The sequence below is a fragment of the Ferroplasma sp. genome, from assembly GCF_037442045.1.
Classification (GTDB): domain Archaea; phylum Thermoplasmatota; class Thermoplasmata; order Thermoplasmatales; family Thermoplasmataceae; genus Ferroplasma.
The window spans coordinates 18,949-37,951 of the sequence record NZ_JBBIRC010000001.1; the positions used below are offsets into that span (position 1 = coordinate 18,949).

Here is a 19,003-nt window from a genome sequence, read left to right on the forward strand (position 1 = left end):
ATTCTATTTCGCACATCTGTGGTTAAAATTTGTATTTAAAAAGACTATATAAGTATTACTATTAACTGTTCATTACAATAATATTATAAATCCAGATACTCTTATTTAATATAAAATTATATAACAAATAATCATAAACAAAAATGCATGGTGGTAATGTATACGAATTTGCTTTAAAATACAATATAGATTTGTCAAAAATTCTCGATTTTTCCGCTAACATGAATGATTTTATTACAGTGAAGAATCTATTTATAAATAAAGGATACATAGAACATTATCCTGAGAGCAACCTGGAAGAATATAAAAAAATACTTGCAGGCAGTGACTTTAGCATAAATAATATAACTATGGTTTCGGGATTGACTTCATTTATACATTTATATATGAATTCCATTAAAGGAAATTCTCTGATTATTTCACCATCGTTTACAGAATATATAAAATCAAATACATCTGGTAACAAAATACTTCTTCCCTTTAATGCAATAAATAAAAACCCGGAAATGATAAAAAATTACAATTATGAAACATTATTTCTGGTATATCCAGATAGCCCAACAGGACAAATGATGAATGAAGACAGTATTCACTCTATAATAGAAACTTCAATGAAAAAAAATTCAACTATATTTATTGATGAATCATTTATATGGTTTGTGAATAACCGAAAAATAAATGAAAAAGAAATGATTGAAAAATACAATAATGTTATTATAGGCCGATCGTTGACAAAGGTTTTGTCCATACCGGGATTAAGGCTAGGATATGTGTTATCAAATTCAGATACCATATCTGAAATAGAAAAAACCCTTGAACCATGGAGAATTAACCAGGGGGCCCTGCTATATTTACAAAACTATATGCCTCATTTCAGCGGGCTTGGGAAAAAGATTGAAATAGAAAGAAAATACCTGATAAAATCGCTTGAAAAGCAAAATTTTACTCTTATTGGCAAACCACAGGCAAATTATATTACATTTAAATTACCTGAAAATATTAATGGTGAAAAGCTTATGTCATTTCTTGCAACTAGAAATATAATGATAAGGCTTCTTGATGATTACTGTGACTTTGGCAGTAATTATATAAGAATTAACGTAAAGAGAAGGATTAAAAATAGAATTCTTGTTAAAAATATAAAAGGATATTTAGGTGATGCCATTGATTAAAATGATTCAGGTGCTTGGAACTGCATCAGATTCTGGAAAAAGCACGCTTGCCATGTCACTGTGCTATTACTTCGCGAATAAAGGATATAAAGTCGCACCGTTTAAGGCAATAAACATGTCACTTAACTCCATATCATTAAACGACTCATCAGAGATCTCAAGGGCACAGTGGCTTCAAGCAGTGGCGGCGGGAGCAGAGCCATCGTTTTATATGAATCCTTTCCTTATAAAACCGGAGGGTATGGGAAGATCTCAGATTATTGTTAATGGAAGAGCAATTGGAACAATGAAAGTCAATGATTATTATAAATATCTCTCTGATAATGCAGAAAAAATAATAAAATGCGCTATTAAAAAACTCTCAGAGAATTATGATCTGATAATAGCCGAAGGGGCTGGATCAGCAGCCGAAATCAATATGCAGGGTCGAGACTTTGCAAATTCTTATGTTTCAAGTTTATACAGTACTCCTGCTATTCTCATTTCAGATATTGATAAGGGCGGCGTCTTTGCCTCACTTTATGGAACTGTAAAGTTAATGGAACACAGTGATCTTGTAAAATATATGGTAATAAACAGAATGAGAGGAAATTCTGCTATGCTTGCAAGCGGCATATCAAAACTGGAAATATTGACTGAGAAGAAGGTCGCAGGAATAATACCATACTCAAGCATTTCATTGCCTGGTGAAGATTCAATGAACTATATAACATCAAAGAACAATGACAAAATTTGCATAATAAAATATCCATTTATGGAGAATTATAGTGATTTTGACCCTTTGTATCTTTTTAATATTGGATTTACCTATGTTGATAAATATAATGTTGATGCACTGGACAGATGTGACGTTATAATACTGCCAGGGTCAAAGCTTGTAGCTGAGGACCTTCAATATATGGAAAAAAATGGAATTGCAGAGAAATTGATTTCACTGAAAGGCAAAAAAACAATAATAGGCATATGCGGGGGATATCAAATGCTGGGAAATGCAATAAGAGGCAATAATGACGTCGAAAACATAAATGGTGAAATTAAAGGTTTGGGTCTCCTTGACATAGAAACTGAATATCTAAATGAGAAAATTTCTGGAACTGTAAATTACAGATTAAATGAGAAGAATTTTTCTGCGAATTCATCTGAAATAGGATATGAGATACATTATGGAAAAATTGTAAAAAATGGTGAATTGCCTCTGGCATATATTGGCAATGCTCCAGAAGGCTCAATGCATGGAAATATATATGGAACAAATATACATGGAATATTAGAAAACGCCGCGTTTTTAAGCCATATACTGCATTTTCAAACAAAAAATTACAGGAAGGAACTGATGAACAATATAGCTCAGGCCTCGAAGTTGTTTACAGAGAATATGGATATGAATTTAATTGAAAAAATGGTAATATGATTAACGTTCTGCTGCTTGCTGTATTTATTTTATTTCTTGCAATGCTTATTGACATTGTCTCTGGTGAGCCACCAGATAGTATTCATCCCGTTGTTTTTACAGGAATAACAATATCAAAATTCAAGCCTTTATTCATGAAATGCAAAAATAGAATAACTGGAGGGTGCTATTTTCTTTTCTGGATTATTGCAATAAATACCATTCCATTGCTTGCAGTTCTTTATATATTATATATTTTTAAAAATACAATATTGCTTATATTGTTTATAATAATATACGCATATTTCCTGAAAAGCACATTTTCTATTAAAAGCATGGGAAAACATATAAACAGGATTATTGGATCTATGAAGAAAGATGATATGATTGCTGCAAGAAGGTATACATCAATGGTTGTCCGCCGGAACACAACAGGTATGGATTCGCAACACATAGCCTCAGCTGCTATAGAAACCATAGCTGAAGGATTTGTAGATGGGTATCTTACTCCTCTGTTTTTTTATGCGTTTTTTGGGATTGCGGGAGCTATGGTGGCAAAAGTTATCAATACAATGGATTCAAATATAGCTTATAAGGACAGTAACTATTATGAATTTGGAAGATGCACAGCAATTGCTGATTCCATTACAAACTTTTTGAGTTCACGAATGGCCCCGGCAATATTCAGCATAAGTGCATTCTTTCTGAGAATAAAATATATAAAAAAGAAAATTCCAAATAGTACGGACAGCCTTAATGCAGGATACAGCATAGGTGCTATTTCAAAAATATTGGGAATCAGGCTTGAAAAACCAGGAGAATATATTGTGAATCCGGAAGGAAAAGAACCTGGCATTAAGGAAATCAAAAGAGCTTTGCATATATATTATCTGTCTTCAATTATATCAATTTTCATATTTGTTATTCCAGTTATGCTTATTTTGTATGTTCTTGGAATTTTTATAATTCTCTGAATTAAAATGCACTTGAATTAATTTAAAAGCAGATTCAGCATAAGTATTATAATAAAAAAATAATTTGCTCTTATGGAAATAGTCGAGGGAAATAGCATTTACAATAATATCAGTGATAAAAATGATATATTATATATACTTCTGGCTGGCACAACAGAGGTATCAACAATTCCGGGAATATCCGATGCAGGGGCATCTCCCGAATTAACAAAATTAACACCTGTACTGGATTCCGAGATAATATATGCTGGAAAATGCATAAGTTATAATGTTGTACCAATGACTGAAAATGGAATACCGACACCGTCTATTATTACAAGGGGATCAAATCAGCTGTCTGGAATTGATATTTTAATAGTGGATTCAGGAATGGTTCAGGACCCTAAAATTCCATTTATAAAAACTGGGCTCGGCAGTGCAGGAAATGGATCAGAGAAAAGAGCATTGTTACACTACTGGAATGCCATGGAATACGGAAAATACCTGGGCAATTTGCTGGATGGAAAGTATAAATATATATGCATCTCGGAGAGTGTTCCAGGAGGCACGACAACAGCTTACACCGTTCTTTTATCCGAAGGGATAAATGAAATGACCAGTAGCTCTATGAAAGATTCTCCAGACGGGATTAAAAAGGCATATGCAGAGAAGGCGTTGAGTAGAAAAATAAATTTTAGGGATGATAATGATAATATAGCAGAATTTGGAGATTATATGATGGCAATTGCTCTTGGGATAAGCAGTGCGGTGAAAAAATCAACAATTTTTTATGCAGGGGGAACACAGATGGCCACAGTTTTCTATCTTGATCAAAAGATAAATAATAAGGATAACAGATATGTATTCACAACAGGTTATATTATGAAGGATAAGGAAATGCTTATGAAAAAGCTTGTGGGATCAAAACTGATTTATGCAAATATGAACTTTTCCGGAATGGATGGATTGAAATATTATGATCAGGGTTATGTGAAGGAAGGCACCGGCTTTGGTGCTGCATTCGGCATTTCTTATCTTCTTGGAAATGATCCTGAAAAAATATACGAAAGTATAAAAAATACATATAAATTATTCCTGAAATAAGATGGAATAGTTATCCGAAAAAGGATTCCATGAAACTGTTTATTGCTTCCATGGACATCGATACAATTCTGGATATAAAAGGCCTTTTTGGCGTTAAATTTTTGATGGATTCTATTCCTGTTTTCGATTTTAGCAGAGTCATTACAGTATCCATTGTGCCAATACCGTCGATTAATCCTGTTGCCTTTGCCTGCTTTGAAGAGAATACAAGCCCGTTTGCAATACTTTCAAGCTCTTCCTCATTAAAGTTCCTTCTCTTTTTGACTTCATCCCTGAATGATGAATAAATATCATTCATAATATTTGAATAAATTTTATTTTCTTCTTCTGTCATTGGCCTGAATGGGGAATTAATATCCTTGTACTTTCCAACCTTGTTAATTCTCATTTTTATTCCAAAATTATCAAGAAATTCAGAGAGATCAGGAGACATGCTTATAACTCCTATTGATCCTACCAGTGATGTATTCATGGCAAATATTTTTTCAGCAGAGCATGCAAGCCAGTAAGCACCTGATGCACCAACGCTTTCAATCAGTGCATAAACAGGTTTCTGATTGGATATCTTGATCAATTGATTGTAAAGTATTTCTGTTGAATTGGCATCCCCGCCGCCTGAATTTATTACAAGTAAAAGGGCTTTAACCTTCTTTTTCTTTTCTATATATTCCAGAACTGGCATATACGAACTCAGGCTTCCGTGATTTATAGTTCCGTTAAAATTTAAAATACCTATATACATATATTAACATTCAAAACTATTTATTTAATTTATTGTTAATACTATCAGCATAATTGTCTATAGTTTTCTCCGGATCAGGTGAATTGTAAATAGATCTCCCAATAATTACATAATCTGCACCGAGAAGTATGGCTTCCGTAATATTTCCTCCCTGTGCGCCCACGCCGGGAGATATTATTTTCAGGTCTCCTGATAGTTCTTTAACTTTTTTAAGGTAATATGGTCTGTTTCCCGGCGCAACAAGGCCATAAACCCCTGCTTCCTTTGATGTGTTTATCAGTTCCTCTGTAATATTATCCAAATATGATTCCTGGGACATTGACACAACAGAAAAAACCTTCATTTCTTTTGCACTTTTAACTACCGCTTTCAATGAATTTAAACCGGTAAATGAATGGCTTATTATTCCATATGCGCCGTGTTCCCGTACTTTTTCTGTGATCAGGCTTACTGTATTGTCTATGTCAGCCAGCTTAAAATCGCATATAACGCTTGAATACTTTGATAGATCTCTAACTATTTTTATACCGTTTTCCAGAATTACGGGCCAGTTTACCTTAATTGCAAAAACTTTATCACCAACATTTTTTGCCAGTTCTATTGCAGTATCATAATTATAAACATCCAGAGCAAATATAATTTTATTGTCCATTATTGATTATATAGTATGGCTCTATATTAAATATGCCAAAATACATAAAATTAAATAAAAAAGGTTAATCAGCCAGTATGGATCGTGAAATGTTCATAGAAAAGGGTATAATAAAATTTGGAGATTTTACACTGACATCGGGGAAGAAGTCAAATTATTATATTGATATAAAGGAAGCGTGCACATACCCTGAGACTTTATCTGAAATTTGTGATGAACTTGCAAAAAAAACTATATACAATACTGTTGCAGGAATGGAACTCGGCGCTGTGCCTTTAATTGTTGGAGTTTCATTAAAAACGAATAAGCCCTATATTATAATCAGAAAGGAAGAAAGAGAGCATGGAACCAAAAAAAGGGTAATAGGAAATATAATTGTTGGCAACAAAGTTGATCTTATTGAGGATGTTGTAACCACTGGCAATTCTCTGCTGAAAACAGCAGTGGTGCTGAGAAACAGTGGTGCTATAGTAGATCATGCTTTATGTGTGGTTGATAGGGAAAATGGTGGAAGTGAACTATTGAAAGAAAATGGAATTAAGCTTGAATCGGTCAAAAAAGTATCTGAACTGTTATGAGAATGTATCATCTATTCTGCCAAGCTCAATTGATGTAGTTGCATTTCCAACCATTACGCCATTGCAGTTTGCAAGAATTGATGCACCTATATAATAACTGCCATAGTTTGCGGTTCCTGTTTTAACAGGCACATGAAATATATTGCTTAACTCCTTTATTTCATCTTCATTTGCTTCCGGTGAAACGAGCATTCCCTTATCATTAAGCACTGCAACGCTTCCAACGGTTTTAACTCCTGCTATAGTTGATTTTATTACTTCAACGCCAAGTATATCCCCTATCACTTTTTCAGATGATTCGGTAAAGGAAGGATGTATTATCGCTGCACGGTCACTGGTTATAATATTGTTTCCTATAGCATTTAGCCGGTCTTTTAAAATAACAAGATTTCTATTGCCAATATCAATACCTGAAAAATCATCTTTGCCAGAAAGGCCCGATACAATAATTCCATTGGAATTGAATGCAATCATGGTGCCAATTAAGCTGAAATTATCAATTATCACACCTGCAGTTCTGACTTTTAATGTTTCTTCTATAGATAATTTTGTTTCTTCCGGTACATTCCGCGGTATAATGGCAAAATCTTTAAAAACTTTGACATATACACCGATAAAATCACTGTCAAATATAGATAATTTGTTAATCATGATATTACGGCAGTATTACTTCAGTTGTGCCATCTTCGAGTTTAATTATTTTTAAACTTACCTTTGTGGGTATATGTTCCCTGCCACGGCTCCATATTAATTCATTTACTTTGTTATCGATCCAGATCTTTTCTTTTTCGGATTTTGTATATTTTGATACCGAATCCTTAATAATAGATATTGCTGTGTCAGCCCTTCTTCTTCTCGATGATGACCTTGCACCTCTGAGCGATACTGTTATTAATTCCTCTGTGGATAATTCATTATTTTCTACCATCGTTAACACCTATATTTTTAAGTTTGATCTTCTCCAATTTTTCCTCTTTGGGTTTTGTGTCATCTTTCTGTCTGTTTTCATCATCACCCATCCTGGAACTCTCCTGTTTGAATTTACATGTCTCATTAATCTAATTTTTTTGCCAAGCGGCTTGTTTTTGCTCATATTTATCTTCTCTCTATTTTTGTTTCTCTTTTTGTCCCTATTAACCTTGAAAGTATTCCCTTTAATTCATCATCGCCTATAACCCTGTTGATTCTGCCCATTCCTGCCAGCTGAATTAACTGGTTTTCTACGTTGCTTACAAGGTCTGGCTTTACAAGTTTGAGTGTACTTAATCTCTCTCTTGCTTCGGTGGATAATATCTGCCTCAGTATTTGCTGCCTCTGTGCGTCTTCCTGCTCACCCTGTTTCCGGTTTTCATCATCCATTTCACCCTGCTGAGCATTTCTCTGCATTTCCTGGAGTTTTCTTTTGCGTATATTATTTAATTCATCATCATTATCCATTTTCAACACCAGATATAGACATTAATACAATGTTGATAAAATTTTTTATTAAAGGTATTTTTCAAAAACCTTATCCTTTTCAGCAAGGCTTTTCATTACTTCCTTTGCTGCCTTATCAAGCATGGATCGCCCTGCAGGTGTAAGTGATCTTCCTGTTTTTATATCCTTTTTAAGGTATCCAAGTGCTTCAAGGGAATGAAGTATGCTCCTTATTATGAATCTGCTTCCCTGGACGGGATGATACCTTTTTGTGCCTCTGTCCTGGCGGCTTCCATACTCCTGGCTGAGTCTTGCTATTCCAATGCTGCTGTTTAAATAAACTTTTCTCATAATTGAAGCAAGCCTTGTATAATACCAGTCATCCTGAACCCATGCACGCTCTCTTCCGATACCGTCTTTAAGATAATTTACCCAGTCAGGTATCGCAACTTTGTTCTCCTTAAATTCTGATGCAAGCTTATTTAATAATAAATCTGCGGGAACTTCTCTAACATCTACCATATTATCACGATGCAGGTTTATTTATAAACTATTTATAACATTTTCGTTATTTTTAAAAATTTTAGGTTTTGCAAACAAAAATAAGATCAGCATTGCATTAACTAAAAGATCAAAATAAGTATAATAATTAATTGTGCGGAACAGGAAAAATGAAATGCCAATTGACAGAGACACTGATATTGCAAGGAGTAATAATGATATAACAAATATAAGCAGCATTGGGTAAGTTCCAAATGAATAATAATTTAAATTAGATGTCCCTGGCGGCAATTTTTTAAGGAGCCTGTTGAGATTTACCATTATTATTACATAAAACAATGTTATTGCATCCAAAAATTCAAAAATGTAAATAAATAAAATTTTATGGCTCATAACAATTGTAACAAGTATGAATGCCATTACTATGATTGAAAATATGATTAAACCGAATATGCCTTTATAAAATGCTATTGACTGCTTTTTCACAGGCAGTGAATTCAAAACCTCTATGCCTTTGCCTTCAACAACAAGAAGGTAAATTGAATAGAAAGAAGAAACAAACTCTACAAGATAAAACAGTGAAAACATTGATGAATCCATGCCAGACCCGACACCTATTCCTATAAACAGCGGGATAGCAAAAAGCACCGGGAGAAATATATATGATAAATTCTGTGGTTTTCTGAATGTACTTTTAGCATCTTTTTTCAGGAAAGCTACAAGCGTTGATCCTGTTTTCAACCTTGAATTTATTTTCTCACTGGATGTATTTTCCTCCGATGTCATCAATATATTGTATATTCTGTATCTCATAGAGAAATATATAAAGATAACTAATGCAAGAAAAAGTAATGATAATAATATTTCGATTATTCTGTATAATACAGGAAGTGCAGAATTAAAATATATAATATATTCAAGATTTATGGGAAATGCGAAGACACGTATATAAAAAGGCAGTGCTGCTACTGCGCTGCTAACATATCCAAAGTACGATGGGTCTTCAAGTAAAAGATAAAATGCACCTAAAAACAGAAAAAGTGCCATAATTTTAATAACGTTTTTAATAGAGGTATGTGTTTTAGCTTTTTTCCCTGAATAAACAAAGAGAATTGATGAAATAATGAAACTTAGGATTAATACAAGAAAAGCATAAATTATTGTAAGCAGTATGGTTTCGTAATTGCCTGTGAGCAAATAAAAAAATATAGCAGAGGGGAAAACAACAAAGATATATGAAGATGAATTGTAAATAAACCATGATACAAATGGAACATTTACATTAACCTTAATTGGCAATGATTTCAATGGGGACATGATATTATTATTGTATACCGAATTCAGAAAAACTATTGAATTATATATGCCTATTATAAATAAATATATAAACACTATAAGCCCGAATGACGCAAGCATTGATGGTTCATTCTCTTCAAAATAAACTGAATCGAGAAAGACAAATACCATGGTAAATAAAACAGCATTGGCCACATATGTCATTAATATATTTCTTGTAAAATACGCTTTTTTATTTCCTGTATTTACATTTCGTTGAAATTTTGGTGTATCCTTTATAGCAAGGTAACGCTGTTCAATCATTATCAATTTACTTAAAAACAGAGTTTGATTTTTCATTTTATCGATTCCCTCAGAGAGTCGATAAGATTATCAAGATCTTCATCACCAGTAAGCTTCAGGAATACTCCTTCCAGATCACCATTGCTGGATCCTGCCTCACTTTTTAGCTGCTCAAGATTTCCTGTCCCTGCTATATTTCCATTGTATAATATAGATATTGTATCACAGACATTTTGAGCTATTTCCATGATATGTGTTGAAAAAATTACAGTTTTACCCTGCTTGGTCATATCTTTTAATAATTCTTTAATTATGCGCGATGATTTTGGATCAAGCCCGTTCATTCCTTCATCCATAACAATGATTTTGGGATCATGCAGCAATGCCCCTATAATTGCAACCTTTTGTTTTGTGCCAAATGAAAGCGACCCTATAAATTCATTTAGATATTTTTCTATTTCCAGTGCAGTTGAAAATGCAGTTATCCTTTCTTTCAATGCATTAGCATCTATTTTAAATATGGATGCAATAAAATTAAAATATTCAACAGGAGTAAGCGATTCGTATAATGCTGGAGTTTCTGGTATATATCCTGTTATAGCTTTTATATTATCTAAATTTTCGGAAACAGGCATTTCATTAATTATTATTTCCCCTAACGAGGCGGGCAGGATTCCTGCCATTATTTTCAGGAGTGTAGTTTTTCCTGATCCGTTTGGGCCAAGTATGCCATATATCTGACCTCCTGCAATAGACAGGTTAATTCCATTAAGCGCCGTGGTACTTCCATACCTTTTGTATAAATTATTTATTTCAATAGTGTTCAACAATATTAATATTAAAACATATTATAAATATTTTTGTTGGCAGCAAGGAAGCCGAACATTAATTGTTATTCAAAACAATGTTATGTGGAAGAGCAAATGGAATATTTCTCCGGCAGTGAAAGTTATGGCAGCCGCACCAAGTGCAAGCAATGCCGACCTTAAGCCCGACTTAAATATTGGGATATTAAGGGAAAGTGCTACAATTGAGTTTGAAATTCCCTGCGCTACAAAGACAAGGATAACGGAAAATATTACTGCTACATACCTGGAAAAAAAAATAAAGGGCAATATTGGAATTACAGCACCAAGTATATAAGAAACAGCGGTATTTAATGCTGAATGTGTGGCTTCAGCAGAATATTTGCCGATCATATTTTCTATTGCCCTGCTTTTCGAAAATATATGCTTTCTGTTAAGCAATCCAATTTTATATTCAGATTGTGATTTCTGTGCAAGATATGCACCGAGTGCCATGCTGAATGTTCCGCTTATTCCTACAACCATGCCGCTCAATGCAATATCCATATGATTTGTTATTATGGCGGAAAGGCCAACTAAGGTTGCAAGTACTTCAACAAGTCCGTCGCTCATGCCATATAGAAAATCCCTGCTCTTTTGAATGTTTTTTTCACTGTTAGAAATTTTATTTGCAAATATTTCTTCATGCTCCATTTCTGAAATAATCAGATCATGCACCTTTTTTTTGTAAATATCATCTTCTTTATAATTATCAAGATAAGCTTTATACTTTTTAATTGATTGATATTCACCGTGTTCAAGTAAATTAATAATAAGGCTCTTGCCAACAACTTTTCTTATTATTATCATGAAAAGATATTTAAATTTCCTGTACTTGATCTTGTTCATATTTACGTTTGATGATTTCAGTGATTCTCCCCAGAAATTGGCATGTTCACTTTCAGTAGCTGCAAGTTTCCTGAAGTTCTCTTTCAGATCAGGATCATCTGTTGTTCTGTACATATATGAATAGAACACCATATCTGTCAATTCATCACGAAGGAAATTTATCTGATATCGTGGGTTGGAGTCTGCAACCATACAGCTAAATAGAGCAATCATATAAAAGGGCTCCCGCTCATTTAGGTATACCTTTATTGTTATATACATCGTATACAGAGCATTAACCATAAATAGAGATTAATTTATTATACCAATAATATAATAATACAAAAATGTACTGATGGCAAACTATATAACTGTTCTAAGATTATATTTTTATGGAAAATAATGTATTGCTAAACGGCGTTGAAATTAAAACTGAACTGCCTGGTCCAAATGCAAAAAAAGTAATAAAAGAAGATGAAAAATACCTGGCGACTTCAACAAAGTCTTTGCCTGTTGTTGCATCAAGAGGTTTGGGATGTTATATTGAAGATGTTGATAAAAATGTTTTCCTTGATTTTTCAAGTGGAATTAGCACCACAAATATAGGTTACGGCAATCAGTATGTTATTTCTAAAGTTCAGGATCAGCTGCATAAATTATGGCATTTTGCAGGAACAGATTTTTACTATGAAGAGCAGGTAGAATCGGCAAAGGCACTCATCAATGTTTCTCCCGGGAGCCATGACAAAAAGGTCTTTTATACAAATAGCGGTGCAGAAAGCAACGAAGCGTCACTGAAGCTTGCCAGAAGCTATACAAAGCGGCCACAGTTTATTGGGTTTATAGGGGGCTTCCATGGAAGAACAATGGGTGCACTGGCATTCACAGCATCACAGCCTATACATCATGATGGATTTTTCCCTGAGATGGATGGAGTTACACACATACCATTTCCAGATCCATACAGAAATCCTTTCAATATAGATGGGTATGATGATCCCGATGGCCTTACAAATGCAATTTTAGATTATCTGGAAGATTATGTGTTTGGAAAATTTTTGCCATCCAATAGTGTTGCTGCCATACTTGTTGAACCCATACAGGGAGAAGGAGGATATGTAGTCCCACCAAGAGATTTCCATAAAAAACTTATGGAGCTCGCACATGACAATGAAATATTATATATAATGGATGAAGTCCAGACAGGTTTTGGGAGAACTGGAACATTCTTCGCATCAGAATATTTTGGTGTCGACCCTGATATTATGTCCGTGGCTAAATCCATTGCTTCGGGAATACCAATGGGTGCATCGGTTGTAAAAAGCAAATATGATTTTGAAAAATCTGGGCTGCATTCCAATACTTTTGGCGGGAATCTTCTGGCTTCAGTTGCAAGCCGTGCAACAATTGAGGAAATAAAAAATCAGGATATGCTCGGAAATGCCAGAAAAATGGGAGACTATATGAATAAAAGATTGCATGAACTGCAGGAAAAGTACGATAACATTGGAGATGTGAGAGGGCTTGGATTAATGCAGGCAATAGATTTTGTTAAGAACCGGAAAACGAAGGCACATTTCAGCGAACTGAGAGATAAAACTATAGAAAATGCATACAAAAAAGGGCTTATACTGCTTGGAGCTGGAGAAAGCGGAATTCGTTTCATACCTCCACTTATAATAAATGAAAAACAGATCGATGAGGCAATGAATATACTTGGAAGTTCAATAAAACAGAGCTTATAAATTTAAATAATTTATTAAAGTTGTAAGTGGGAGGCCATTTTCCCATCTCAGTATATAATTTCCCGTTTTTGTAACTTCCTGCTTTGGAAGAAGCTCATAAAGTCCCCTCATTTTTCCCTTATAACTATAATTGCTCTCTATTGAAAAGAACCTCCAGAAATCACCCTTATAATTTTTTAATCTGTATGCATAAGTTATAAAAAGCCCGGATAAGATACATCTATTATGCAATTTTAATGCCTGATCCTGCTTGGTTCCGGAGGCTTCACTGAATGCTAAATGGTCTCTGGATGAGGATTTTACCTCTATAACAAGAGAATAATCATCACGCAGAGCCACAAGATCTGCCCCAAATGATCCTGCTGCCCTTGCAACATAGAATGGTTTGTCGAATATTGTATATATTGTATCCCTTGACACCGGATCCAGATTTTTTGCTATTCTTTCCACCGTGTTTTTTGTTCCTGATAGTATGTTCATTAATTCTCTTTCATATATGCTGCCGTTCATTTCAATCACTGAATTAAATTTTCAGGTCTTTTCTTATGTTCTTTAAAGAGTTAAGGCGATATTCAGACCTTTTTATGGCTTCCTCAAATCTGGCCTTTTCATCTGAAGTTTCAGGAATAATTTCAGGTATCTCTGAAGCATGGCCATTCTCATCAATTGCAACATAAGTAAAAAATGCTCTGGTCGTGACACTTTTATTTCCAGTTTCCACATTTTCCGAGGATACGTCAATTTCAATTTCCATTGTTGATTTAGTAGTGTAAGTAACCATAGAGTGCAAATGAACTATATAACCGAGTTTTATTGGCGAAAGAAAGAACAGGCTGTCTATACTCCCTGTTACAACCTTTTTTCTGCAGTGCTTAAATGCAGTTATGCTTCCTATATTATCCATCCATTCTACAAGGCGTCCACCATATAAATCACTAAACATGTTTGTATCTTCAGGGAGTACAATAATCTCCGAATTAACTTCTGATTCGCTTACTCTTTTTTCCATGCAGGTTTATTATAGATAATTTAATAATCTTATCATAAATACTTAATTATTGATGATGCTTCATGCAGAGAATTGTAATAGCAGCAGTCCAGAATGGTTCTGGAGAAAATACGGAAAATCCGAATTTAACTTTTTTTGAAGAAATATTCAAAGAGTTTGGTAAAACTATTTCCGAAAATGAAATTGTATTTACTTATAGCTGCAAATATGCATGGTATCCAGATCAGAGTTTTATTTCGATAAGTTCTATATTGAACACTTATGATCGCATTAAATATAGAGCAGGGTATTCCAGAGATATTGTACCAGTTCCTGCCAGAGTTGAAATTTCCAGGGTTTCATCTGCTAACAATGCTTTATCCAATAATAAAAACGGCGATAGAAATGGAGTCAACAAATTAATAATGGAGCCGGTACCGGTGGATGTGCTGGAAAAATCCGCAATAATGGCACTTTTATCAGATGGATATTTGCCTATTGTAATACCGGATTTTCCAGTTGCAAAGGAGCTTCAGTATTATTCTGATTCAAAGGAAAGTGTTGATATTTATTCGGCTTCTTCCCTGCTTGCAACTCTTATAGAAGCCGATAAACTTATAATTATATCTGAAAGAAGATTGGCCATTGACAATATTGAAACATTAAAAAATATAAAATATGCCAGACTAAGGGAGTTATTTTATAATAGCTCCTTTAAAGACCCTGAAATGCTGAAAATAATAGGGGCAATGCTGGATTTTATTTATAAAGGAGGAAAAGCTACTATGCTTATTTCATCCAATATGGAAAAGGTAATAGATATTAAAAAATAATTATTCATTGTTACTGCTTATTACAGCATCAGGGTGAACAAAACATTTCCTGCATCTGGGCTCATAACTTTCCATTCCCCCTATTTTAATCTGTTCGCCGAATACTTCTTTGCCATTCATAATTCTCTGTGTAAATGTTGCATCCTCGCCGCATCTGGCACAAACGGCTGTCAGAGAATAAACCTGATCAGACCTTGCTATGATTTCCATAGATGTTTTAAACGGGGTACCAAGATGGTTCTTGTTCAATGCAGCGATATAAACAATTTTATTTTCACTGGCGATTTTATCGGCTATTTCTGGCAATATTGAATTATGGTTCCAGAATTGTGCCTCGTCTATGCCTATTACATCAACATTTTTTGAAAGTTCATACATTTTTTTCACTCCTTCATTATCAACATTAAGAACTATTGCAGGAAGCCTCATTCCCTTATGGGTTGTTACAAACGTTGTATCATACCTTTTATCAATTTCTGGCTTAAACAGCAATGTGTTCCTTCCGGCCAAAATTTCGCGCTCAAGCAGTTCAATTAATCTGGAAGTTTTCCCAGAAAACATTGGGCCTGTAATTGTTATTAGTTTGCCCATACTGATGTTCTTCATATTTTCGTATAATTAACTTGTATATGTTTTTTGACTCTCCGGAGCTATGGTTGTTAAAAATAGAAATTGCGGAATCCTTCAATTGTATTTAATTCCAGGCATTTATTAATATTCTATTAAATTTAATTTAACTGCATATTTTTTCTGCATTCGTAAGAATTTATTTCCAATTGTTATTCCATACTCATAACCCGGTAAAAATACACATATTACTCAATTTATGTTATTTTGCTCAGTTTCGACTATGACATACTTTTAATGCGCTTAATTATCATCTTCGAAAATCTTATTTGTATAGACATGATTATGGACATACCCGGGTGAATTAATGGAGGCAGAGATAACAAATTTTAGAGAATATTATGATAACAAAATCATAACAGCGTTGATAGGGATAGAAGCGGATGTAAACAACGTAGATACAATTGGAAGGATAATTGGAGAAAACAAAAACGTCGAAGAAATATTTGTGGTTACCGGTGAATACGATTTATTGATCAAAGTCAGATTTCCCGATTACGTAGCTCTTGAAAAGTTCATAGTTAATAACCTTAATTCAATAGAAGGGATAAGAAAATCCAGAACAATGATGGTATTGTCCATCATTAAGGATGTATATATGAGGTGATATAATGGATGAGAATTTATTTAATGAAGTTATGGCACTGATGGATGATCTGGAAGATGATTCCTCCATGCCAAGAAATGTTAGAAAGACCTCTGCTGAAGCAAAGGAGAAGATGAAAGAAGATAAGGAAAGCCTTGATCTCAGGTGTGCTACTGTCATATCCAAACTTGATGATATGTCCAATGACCCGAATGTACCCTCACATGGCAGGGCAGCAATATATACCATAATTAGCAAACTGGAAGCACTTTCTAAATCATAAATTAATTTATGGAACAACGAAAAATGTTTCAGTTATTATATATTAATTTTTTTTTACATAGTTAAATATTTATAACATTATAATATTATTAACAGATTAAAATGGCGCTTTCTGAAGAAGTTAACAAATTAGCGAAATACTTGATGGTGTCGGACATACCAAGAAGTGTGGCATACACGCTTGTGTACATAAAGGACAAGGGAGAAATAACATCTGTAGAGATAGAAAGGGAAACTGGTTTAAGGCAACCAGAAGTATCCATAGCAATGCAATGGTTACGCAGAAAAAACTGGATAGTAAAGCGGAATATGAAAAAAGAAGGCAAGGGCCGGCCCATACATGGATATAAACTATCAAAGGATTTCAATGAAATACTTGAAGAGATAATAAATGAACGTGAAAAAAAGATAGATGAAATAAATAGCACGATAAATCAGTTAAAAAATTTTAAAAATTAATATATTATTTTTATAAATAATTTTTAAACATAAAAATATTAATTGTATATTGCTATATTGGGTTATGTCATCTATCGGACAATCTATTGTTGCTGGATTAAAATCAGGATTCATATATTTTCTTATTGCATCTATAGTAAATGTACTGATAATTTACATATTTATAGGTGAAATTGCCTTTGCATACGGTATACTCATTACTTCTTCTAAGGCCTCGCTTTTATTTACAGTTTTAATCATTCGCCAGGTATTTGATATATTTTTGCTGGGCATAATTTTTGGAATAGTTTATTCTATTCTGCTTGCAAAGTATTTTGATATTCTTCCCAGAAATACACTGAATGGAAAAATAAAATTTCTTGTAATAGCATACTGGCTCGTGTTTTTTGTTATTATTACAGCAGATGAACTTGGCATAGCTGGAATGTATAGCATGATTTTCTATTTCGTATCATACGTTGTTGCAAATTTCCTTTTAGCACTTTTATTTGGGAATCTGTTAAAAAAATATAATTCCAGATATTTGAATCAAAGTGCATAATAATATTTGTCGATAATTTGTACTCTAATATTTGTATTATACCATTCAATATGACTTTTTACTCCATTTTCATAAACTGATGGCAAAAATGGCGTTTTTAGTAGTAAATTATTTTCATCATCCAGCTTGCATTCAACATAGCTCAGTGGAATGCCAAAGGATCCTTTTCTGATATCATCAAATGGATTTATATGCGTGGTAAGTGTGTATTCATCTGATCTGCCCATTATCAAGGGAATTTTTGTAAATTTATTAAGAGCATTTTCTATTTTAGGAGCGAAAAATGGCATTATGCAATATTTTACACCAAAAATATTTGTTTTAATATCCATTATTTTGGAATAAAAATCTGGATTCCCTATTAGAAAATCCGGAGTGGTTCTGGATATGCTGCTAATCTTATCGATTATAATAGTTCCTGAAAATGTGAATGGAAGCAATAGGGAATATACTATTCCAAGAGGAGTTGAAGGCACTATTGATGAGAAAAATTTAGGGCGTGCGTCAAACTTTGGTAACCAGTAATTTAGTATAAATGTTGATTCCATGAATTTTTTCACTGTAAATACAAAAAGTTTATCGTGAATATAAAACATAATTTCTGAAAAGCCAGATTCATCAGAACCATGATCATTATTCCCGCTGTATATAAATTCAAAAAATTTCAGTATATTTTTTCCATATTTTATCCGTTTATAATGTTTTATAGTGTATATTATTGCTTTGCCAAGAGTGAGAAAATCGTCAGGGTCCGATACAATATATTTTATTTTCTCATTAATAGCCTTTGAAACAAATTTTTTGCATATTACTATTACATTTATGCCATGCTTTTCTGCATACTCATTAATTGTTTTTTCGTCAAGATTCCCATCAATTATAAGAGGGGCAGCTCCAATTTTAAAGCATGAAAGCATGGAAATGATATATTGGGGCGAATAATCCATTGCAATTCCTATTATGTCGCCTTTCTTCACATTCAATACATGCTGAAGCTGATATGCCATGGAATCAATATAACGGAGTAATTTTGAGTATGTTATGTATTTCTCATAAAATATTATTGCAGGCCGGCTTCCATTCACTTCCGTATTTCTCTCCAGAAGTGCGTATGCTGAAATGTTTGGTATATTCACATGCCCATTTAAGGCTTCAATCATTATAATAGAATGGCTAAAAAGGT

At 33.5% G+C, this 19,003-nt stretch carries 25 protein-coding genes; 11 read left to right on the forward strand and 14 right to left on the reverse strand.

The window, feature by feature from the left end; genetic code table 11:
* Positions 1-143 precede the first annotated feature (143 nt).
* From WKI77_RS00115 to WKI77_RS00130, 4 genes are all read left to right on the forward strand, one after another.
* Positions 144-1,172, forward strand: coding sequence for an aminotransferase class I/II-fold pyridoxal phosphate-dependent enzyme (locus tag WKI77_RS00115; RefSeq protein WP_337859804.1), 1,029 nt, complete (start codon positions 144-146; stop codon positions 1,170-1,172).
* A complete protein-coding gene (locus tag WKI77_RS00120) occupies positions 1,159-2,583 on the forward strand; it encodes a cobyric acid synthase (RefSeq protein WP_337859805.1) in 1,425 nt (474 codons plus the stop codon). The genes WKI77_RS00115 and WKI77_RS00120 overlap by 14 nt, the downstream gene beginning before the upstream one ends.
* The gene (locus WKI77_RS00125; RefSeq protein ID WP_337859806.1) at positions 2,580-3,536 is read left to right on the forward strand and encodes a cobalamin biosynthesis protein; all 957 of its coding nucleotides are present in this window, start codon (positions 2,580-2,582) and stop codon (positions 3,534-3,536) included. The genes WKI77_RS00120 and WKI77_RS00125 overlap by 4 nt, the downstream gene beginning before the upstream one ends.
* 72 nt (positions 3,537-3,608) lie before the next feature.
* Positions 3,609-4,619, forward strand: coding sequence for a nicotinate-nucleotide--dimethylbenzimidazole phosphoribosyltransferase (locus WKI77_RS00130; protein ID WP_337859807.1), 1,011 nt, complete (start codon positions 3,609-3,611; stop codon positions 4,617-4,619).
* Between the two features lie 10 nt (positions 4,620-4,629).
* On the opposite strand, the gene sppA is transcribed toward WKI77_RS00130, so the two are convergent.
* Positions 4,630-5,361, reverse strand: a complete 732-nt coding sequence (sppA, locus tag WKI77_RS00135; RefSeq protein ID WP_337859808.1) for a signal peptide peptidase SppA — start codon at positions 5,359-5,361, stop codon at positions 4,630-4,632.
* Between the two features lie 16 nt (positions 5,362-5,377).
* On the reverse strand, positions 5,378-6,013 hold the full coding sequence (gene pyrF, locus WKI77_RS00140) for an orotidine-5'-phosphate decarboxylase (RefSeq protein ID WP_337859809.1): 636 nt from the start codon (positions 6,011-6,013) through the stop codon (positions 5,378-5,380).
* A gap of 77 nt (positions 6,014-6,090) precedes the next feature.
* On the opposite strand from pyrF, the gene pyrE reads away from it, so the two are divergent.
* Positions 6,091-6,591 (forward strand): orotate phosphoribosyltransferase, encoded by a 501-nt coding sequence (gene pyrE, locus WKI77_RS00145; RefSeq protein ID WP_337859810.1) that lies wholly within the window; start codon positions 6,091-6,093, stop codon positions 6,589-6,591.
* On the opposite strand, the gene WKI77_RS00150 is transcribed toward pyrE, so the two are convergent.
* From WKI77_RS00150 to WKI77_RS00185, 8 genes are all read right to left on the reverse strand, one after another.
* Positions 6,586-7,242, reverse strand: a complete 657-nt coding sequence (locus WKI77_RS00150; protein WP_337859811.1) for a translation initiation factor IF-6 — start codon at positions 7,240-7,242, stop codon at positions 6,586-6,588. The two genes, pyrE and WKI77_RS00150, sit on opposite strands and share 6 nt — an antisense overlap.
* A gap of 4 nt (positions 7,243-7,246) precedes the next feature.
* The gene (locus tag WKI77_RS00155; RefSeq protein ID WP_337859812.1) at positions 7,247-7,519 is read right to left on the reverse strand and encodes a 50S ribosomal protein L31e; all 273 of its coding nucleotides are present in this window, start codon (positions 7,517-7,519) and stop codon (positions 7,247-7,249) included.
* 9 nt (positions 7,520-7,528) lie between these two features.
* Positions 7,529-7,684 carry a 50S ribosomal protein L39e gene (locus WKI77_RS00160; protein ID WP_337859813.1) on the reverse strand — a complete coding sequence of 52 codons (156 nt, stop codon included), beginning with the start codon at positions 7,682-7,684 and terminating at the stop codon, positions 7,529-7,531.
* A gap of 2 nt (positions 7,685-7,686) precedes the next feature.
* Positions 7,687-8,028, reverse strand: coding sequence for a DNA-binding protein (locus WKI77_RS00165; RefSeq protein WP_337859814.1), 342 nt, complete (start codon positions 8,026-8,028; stop codon positions 7,687-7,689).
* A gap of 48 nt (positions 8,029-8,076) precedes the next feature.
* Complete coding sequence (locus WKI77_RS00170; RefSeq protein ID WP_337859815.1) at positions 8,077-8,529, reverse strand: 30S ribosomal protein S19e; 453 nt, start codon at positions 8,527-8,529, stop codon at positions 8,077-8,079.
* A 21-nt stretch (positions 8,530-8,550) separates the two neighbouring features.
* A complete protein-coding gene (locus WKI77_RS00175) occupies positions 8,551-10,143 on the reverse strand; it encodes a hypothetical protein (protein ID WP_337859816.1) in 1,593 nt (530 codons plus the stop codon).
* Entirely contained in the window at positions 10,140-10,913 is a 774-nt protein-coding gene (locus WKI77_RS00180) for an ABC transporter ATP-binding protein (protein WP_337859817.1), read from the reverse strand. The genes WKI77_RS00175 and WKI77_RS00180 overlap by 4 nt, the downstream gene beginning before the upstream one ends.
* A gap of 69 nt (positions 10,914-10,982) precedes the next feature.
* Positions 10,983-11,972, reverse strand: a complete 990-nt coding sequence (locus tag WKI77_RS00185) for a VIT1/CCC1 family protein (protein ID WP_337859818.1) — start codon at positions 11,970-11,972, stop codon at positions 10,983-10,985.
* A 179-nt stretch (positions 11,973-12,151) separates the two neighbouring features.
* Here WKI77_RS00185 and WKI77_RS00190 point away from each other — a divergent pair, with 179 nt between their 5' ends.
* Entirely contained in the window at positions 12,152-13,504 is a 1,353-nt protein-coding gene (locus WKI77_RS00190) for an acetyl ornithine aminotransferase family protein (RefSeq protein ID WP_337859819.1), read from the forward strand.
* On the opposite strand, the gene WKI77_RS00195 is transcribed toward WKI77_RS00190, so the two are convergent.
* Together WKI77_RS00195 and WKI77_RS00200 are read right to left on the reverse strand one after the other, a co-directional pair.
* Positions 13,499-14,014, reverse strand: coding sequence for a hypothetical protein (locus tag WKI77_RS00195; RefSeq protein WP_337859820.1), 516 nt, complete (start codon positions 14,012-14,014; stop codon positions 13,499-13,501). The two genes, WKI77_RS00190 and WKI77_RS00195, sit on opposite strands and share 6 nt — an antisense overlap.
* A gap of 13 nt (positions 14,015-14,027) precedes the next feature.
* Positions 14,028-14,513, reverse strand: a complete 486-nt coding sequence (locus WKI77_RS00200) for an acyl-CoA thioesterase (RefSeq protein WP_337859821.1) — start codon at positions 14,511-14,513, stop codon at positions 14,028-14,030.
* A gap of 62 nt (positions 14,514-14,575) precedes the next feature.
* Between WKI77_RS00200 and WKI77_RS00205 the strand changes: the two genes are divergently transcribed.
* Positions 14,576-15,325, forward strand: a complete 750-nt coding sequence (locus tag WKI77_RS00205; RefSeq protein WP_337859822.1) for a hypothetical protein — start codon at positions 14,576-14,578, stop codon at positions 15,323-15,325.
* Here WKI77_RS00205 and WKI77_RS00210 read toward each other — a convergent pair whose 3' ends face one another.
* Complete coding sequence (locus WKI77_RS00210; RefSeq protein ID WP_337859823.1) at positions 15,326-15,931, reverse strand: thymidine kinase; 606 nt, start codon at positions 15,929-15,931, stop codon at positions 15,326-15,328. It lies immediately after the preceding gene.
* Positions 15,932-16,259: 328 nt separating this feature from the next.
* Between WKI77_RS00210 and WKI77_RS00215 the strand changes: the two genes are divergently transcribed.
* From WKI77_RS00215 to WKI77_RS00230, 4 genes are all read left to right on the forward strand, one after another.
* The gene (locus WKI77_RS00215) at positions 16,260-16,559 is read left to right on the forward strand and encodes an Lrp/AsnC ligand binding domain-containing protein (protein WP_337859824.1); all 300 of its coding nucleotides are present in this window, start codon (positions 16,260-16,262) and stop codon (positions 16,557-16,559) included.
* 4 nt (positions 16,560-16,563) lie between these two features.
* The gene (locus WKI77_RS00220) at positions 16,564-16,821 is read left to right on the forward strand and encodes a UPF0147 family protein (RefSeq protein ID WP_337859825.1); all 258 of its coding nucleotides are present in this window, start codon (positions 16,564-16,566) and stop codon (positions 16,819-16,821) included.
* A 101-nt stretch (positions 16,822-16,922) separates the two neighbouring features.
* A complete protein-coding gene (locus WKI77_RS00225) occupies positions 16,923-17,279 on the forward strand; it encodes an ArsR family transcriptional regulator (protein ID WP_337859826.1) in 357 nt (118 codons plus the stop codon).
* Positions 17,280-17,343: 64 nt separating this feature from the next.
* The gene (locus WKI77_RS00230; protein WP_337859827.1) at positions 17,344-17,820 is read left to right on the forward strand and encodes a hypothetical protein; all 477 of its coding nucleotides are present in this window, start codon (positions 17,344-17,346) and stop codon (positions 17,818-17,820) included.
* Here the strand turns inward: WKI77_RS00230 and WKI77_RS00235 are convergent.
* Positions 17,808-18,980 (reverse strand): class I adenylate-forming enzyme family protein, encoded by a 1,173-nt coding sequence (locus WKI77_RS00235; protein ID WP_337859828.1) that lies wholly within the window; start codon positions 18,978-18,980, stop codon positions 17,808-17,810. The two genes, WKI77_RS00230 and WKI77_RS00235, sit on opposite strands and share 13 nt — an antisense overlap.
* Positions 18,981-19,003 lie beyond the last annotated feature (23 nt).

Bases quoted from the DNA above. Each gene is read 5' to 3' on its own strand.
- WKI77_RS00230 (WP_337859827.1), top strand. From the start codon at position 17,344: ATGTCATCTATCGGACAATCTATTGTTGCTGGATTAAAATCAGGATTC.
- WKI77_RS00165 (WP_337859814.1), bottom strand. From the start codon at position 8,028: ATGGATAATGATGATGAATTAAATAATATACGCAAAAGAAAACTCCAG.
- WKI77_RS00185 (WP_337859818.1), bottom strand. From the start codon at position 11,972: ATGGTTGCAGACTCCAACCCACGATATCAGATAAATTTCCTTCGTGAT.
- WKI77_RS00125 (WP_337859806.1), top strand. From the start codon at position 2,580: ATGATTAACGTTCTGCTGCTTGCTGTATTTATTTTATTTCTTGCAATG.
- WKI77_RS00210 (WP_337859823.1), bottom strand. From the start codon at position 15,931: ATGAAGAACATCAGTATGGGCAAACTAATAACAATTACAGGCCCAATG.
- WKI77_RS00115 (WP_337859804.1), top strand. From the start codon at position 144: ATGCATGGTGGTAATGTATACGAATTTGCTTTAAAATACAATATAGAT.
- WKI77_RS00215 (WP_337859824.1), top strand. From the start codon at position 16,260: ATGGAGGCAGAGATAACAAATTTTAGAGAATATTATGATAACAAAATC.
- WKI77_RS00190 (WP_337859819.1), top strand. From the start codon at position 12,152: ATGGAAAATAATGTATTGCTAAACGGCGTTGAAATTAAAACTGAACTG.
- pyrF (WP_337859809.1), bottom strand. From the start codon at position 6,013: ATGGACAATAAAATTATATTTGCTCTGGATGTTTATAATTATGATACT.
- WKI77_RS00235 (WP_337859828.1), bottom strand. From the start codon at position 18,980: ATGATTGAAGCCTTAAATGGGCATGTGAATATACCAAACATTTCAGCA.
- WKI77_RS00175 (WP_337859816.1), bottom strand. From the start codon at position 10,143: ATGAAAAATCAAACTCTGTTTTTAAGTAAATTGATAATGATTGAACAG.
- WKI77_RS00160 (WP_337859813.1), bottom strand. From the start codon at position 7,684: ATGAGCAAAAACAAGCCGCTTGGCAAAAAAATTAGATTAATGAGACAT.
- WKI77_RS00200 (WP_337859821.1), bottom strand. From the start codon at position 14,513: ATGGAAAAAAGAGTAAGCGAATCAGAAGTTAATTCGGAGATTATTGTA.
- WKI77_RS00170 (WP_337859815.1), bottom strand. From the start codon at position 8,529: ATGGTAGATGTTAGAGAAGTTCCCGCAGATTTATTATTAAATAAGCTT.
- WKI77_RS00195 (WP_337859820.1), bottom strand. From the start codon at position 14,014: ATGAACGGCAGCATATATGAAAGAGAATTAATGAACATACTATCAGGA.
- WKI77_RS00155 (WP_337859812.1), bottom strand. From the start codon at position 7,519: ATGGTAGAAAATAATGAATTATCCACAGAGGAATTAATAACAGTATCG.
- WKI77_RS00150 (WP_337859811.1), bottom strand. From the start codon at position 7,242: ATGATTAACAAATTATCTATATTTGACAGTGATTTTATCGGTGTATAT.
- pyrE (WP_337859810.1), top strand. From the start codon at position 6,091: ATGGATCGTGAAATGTTCATAGAAAAGGGTATAATAAAATTTGGAGAT.
- sppA (WP_337859808.1), bottom strand. From the start codon at position 5,361: ATGTATATAGGTATTTTAAATTTTAACGGAACTATAAATCACGGAAGC.
- WKI77_RS00130 (WP_337859807.1), top strand. From the start codon at position 3,609: ATGGAAATAGTCGAGGGAAATAGCATTTACAATAATATCAGTGATAAA.
- WKI77_RS00220 (WP_337859825.1), top strand. From the start codon at position 16,564: ATGGATGAGAATTTATTTAATGAAGTTATGGCACTGATGGATGATCTG.
- WKI77_RS00225 (WP_337859826.1), top strand. From the start codon at position 16,923: ATGGCGCTTTCTGAAGAAGTTAACAAATTAGCGAAATACTTGATGGTG.
- WKI77_RS00205 (WP_337859822.1), top strand. From the start codon at position 14,576: ATGCAGAGAATTGTAATAGCAGCAGTCCAGAATGGTTCTGGAGAAAAT.
- WKI77_RS00120 (WP_337859805.1), top strand. From the start codon at position 1,159: ATGCCATTGATTAAAATGATTCAGGTGCTTGGAACTGCATCAGATTCT.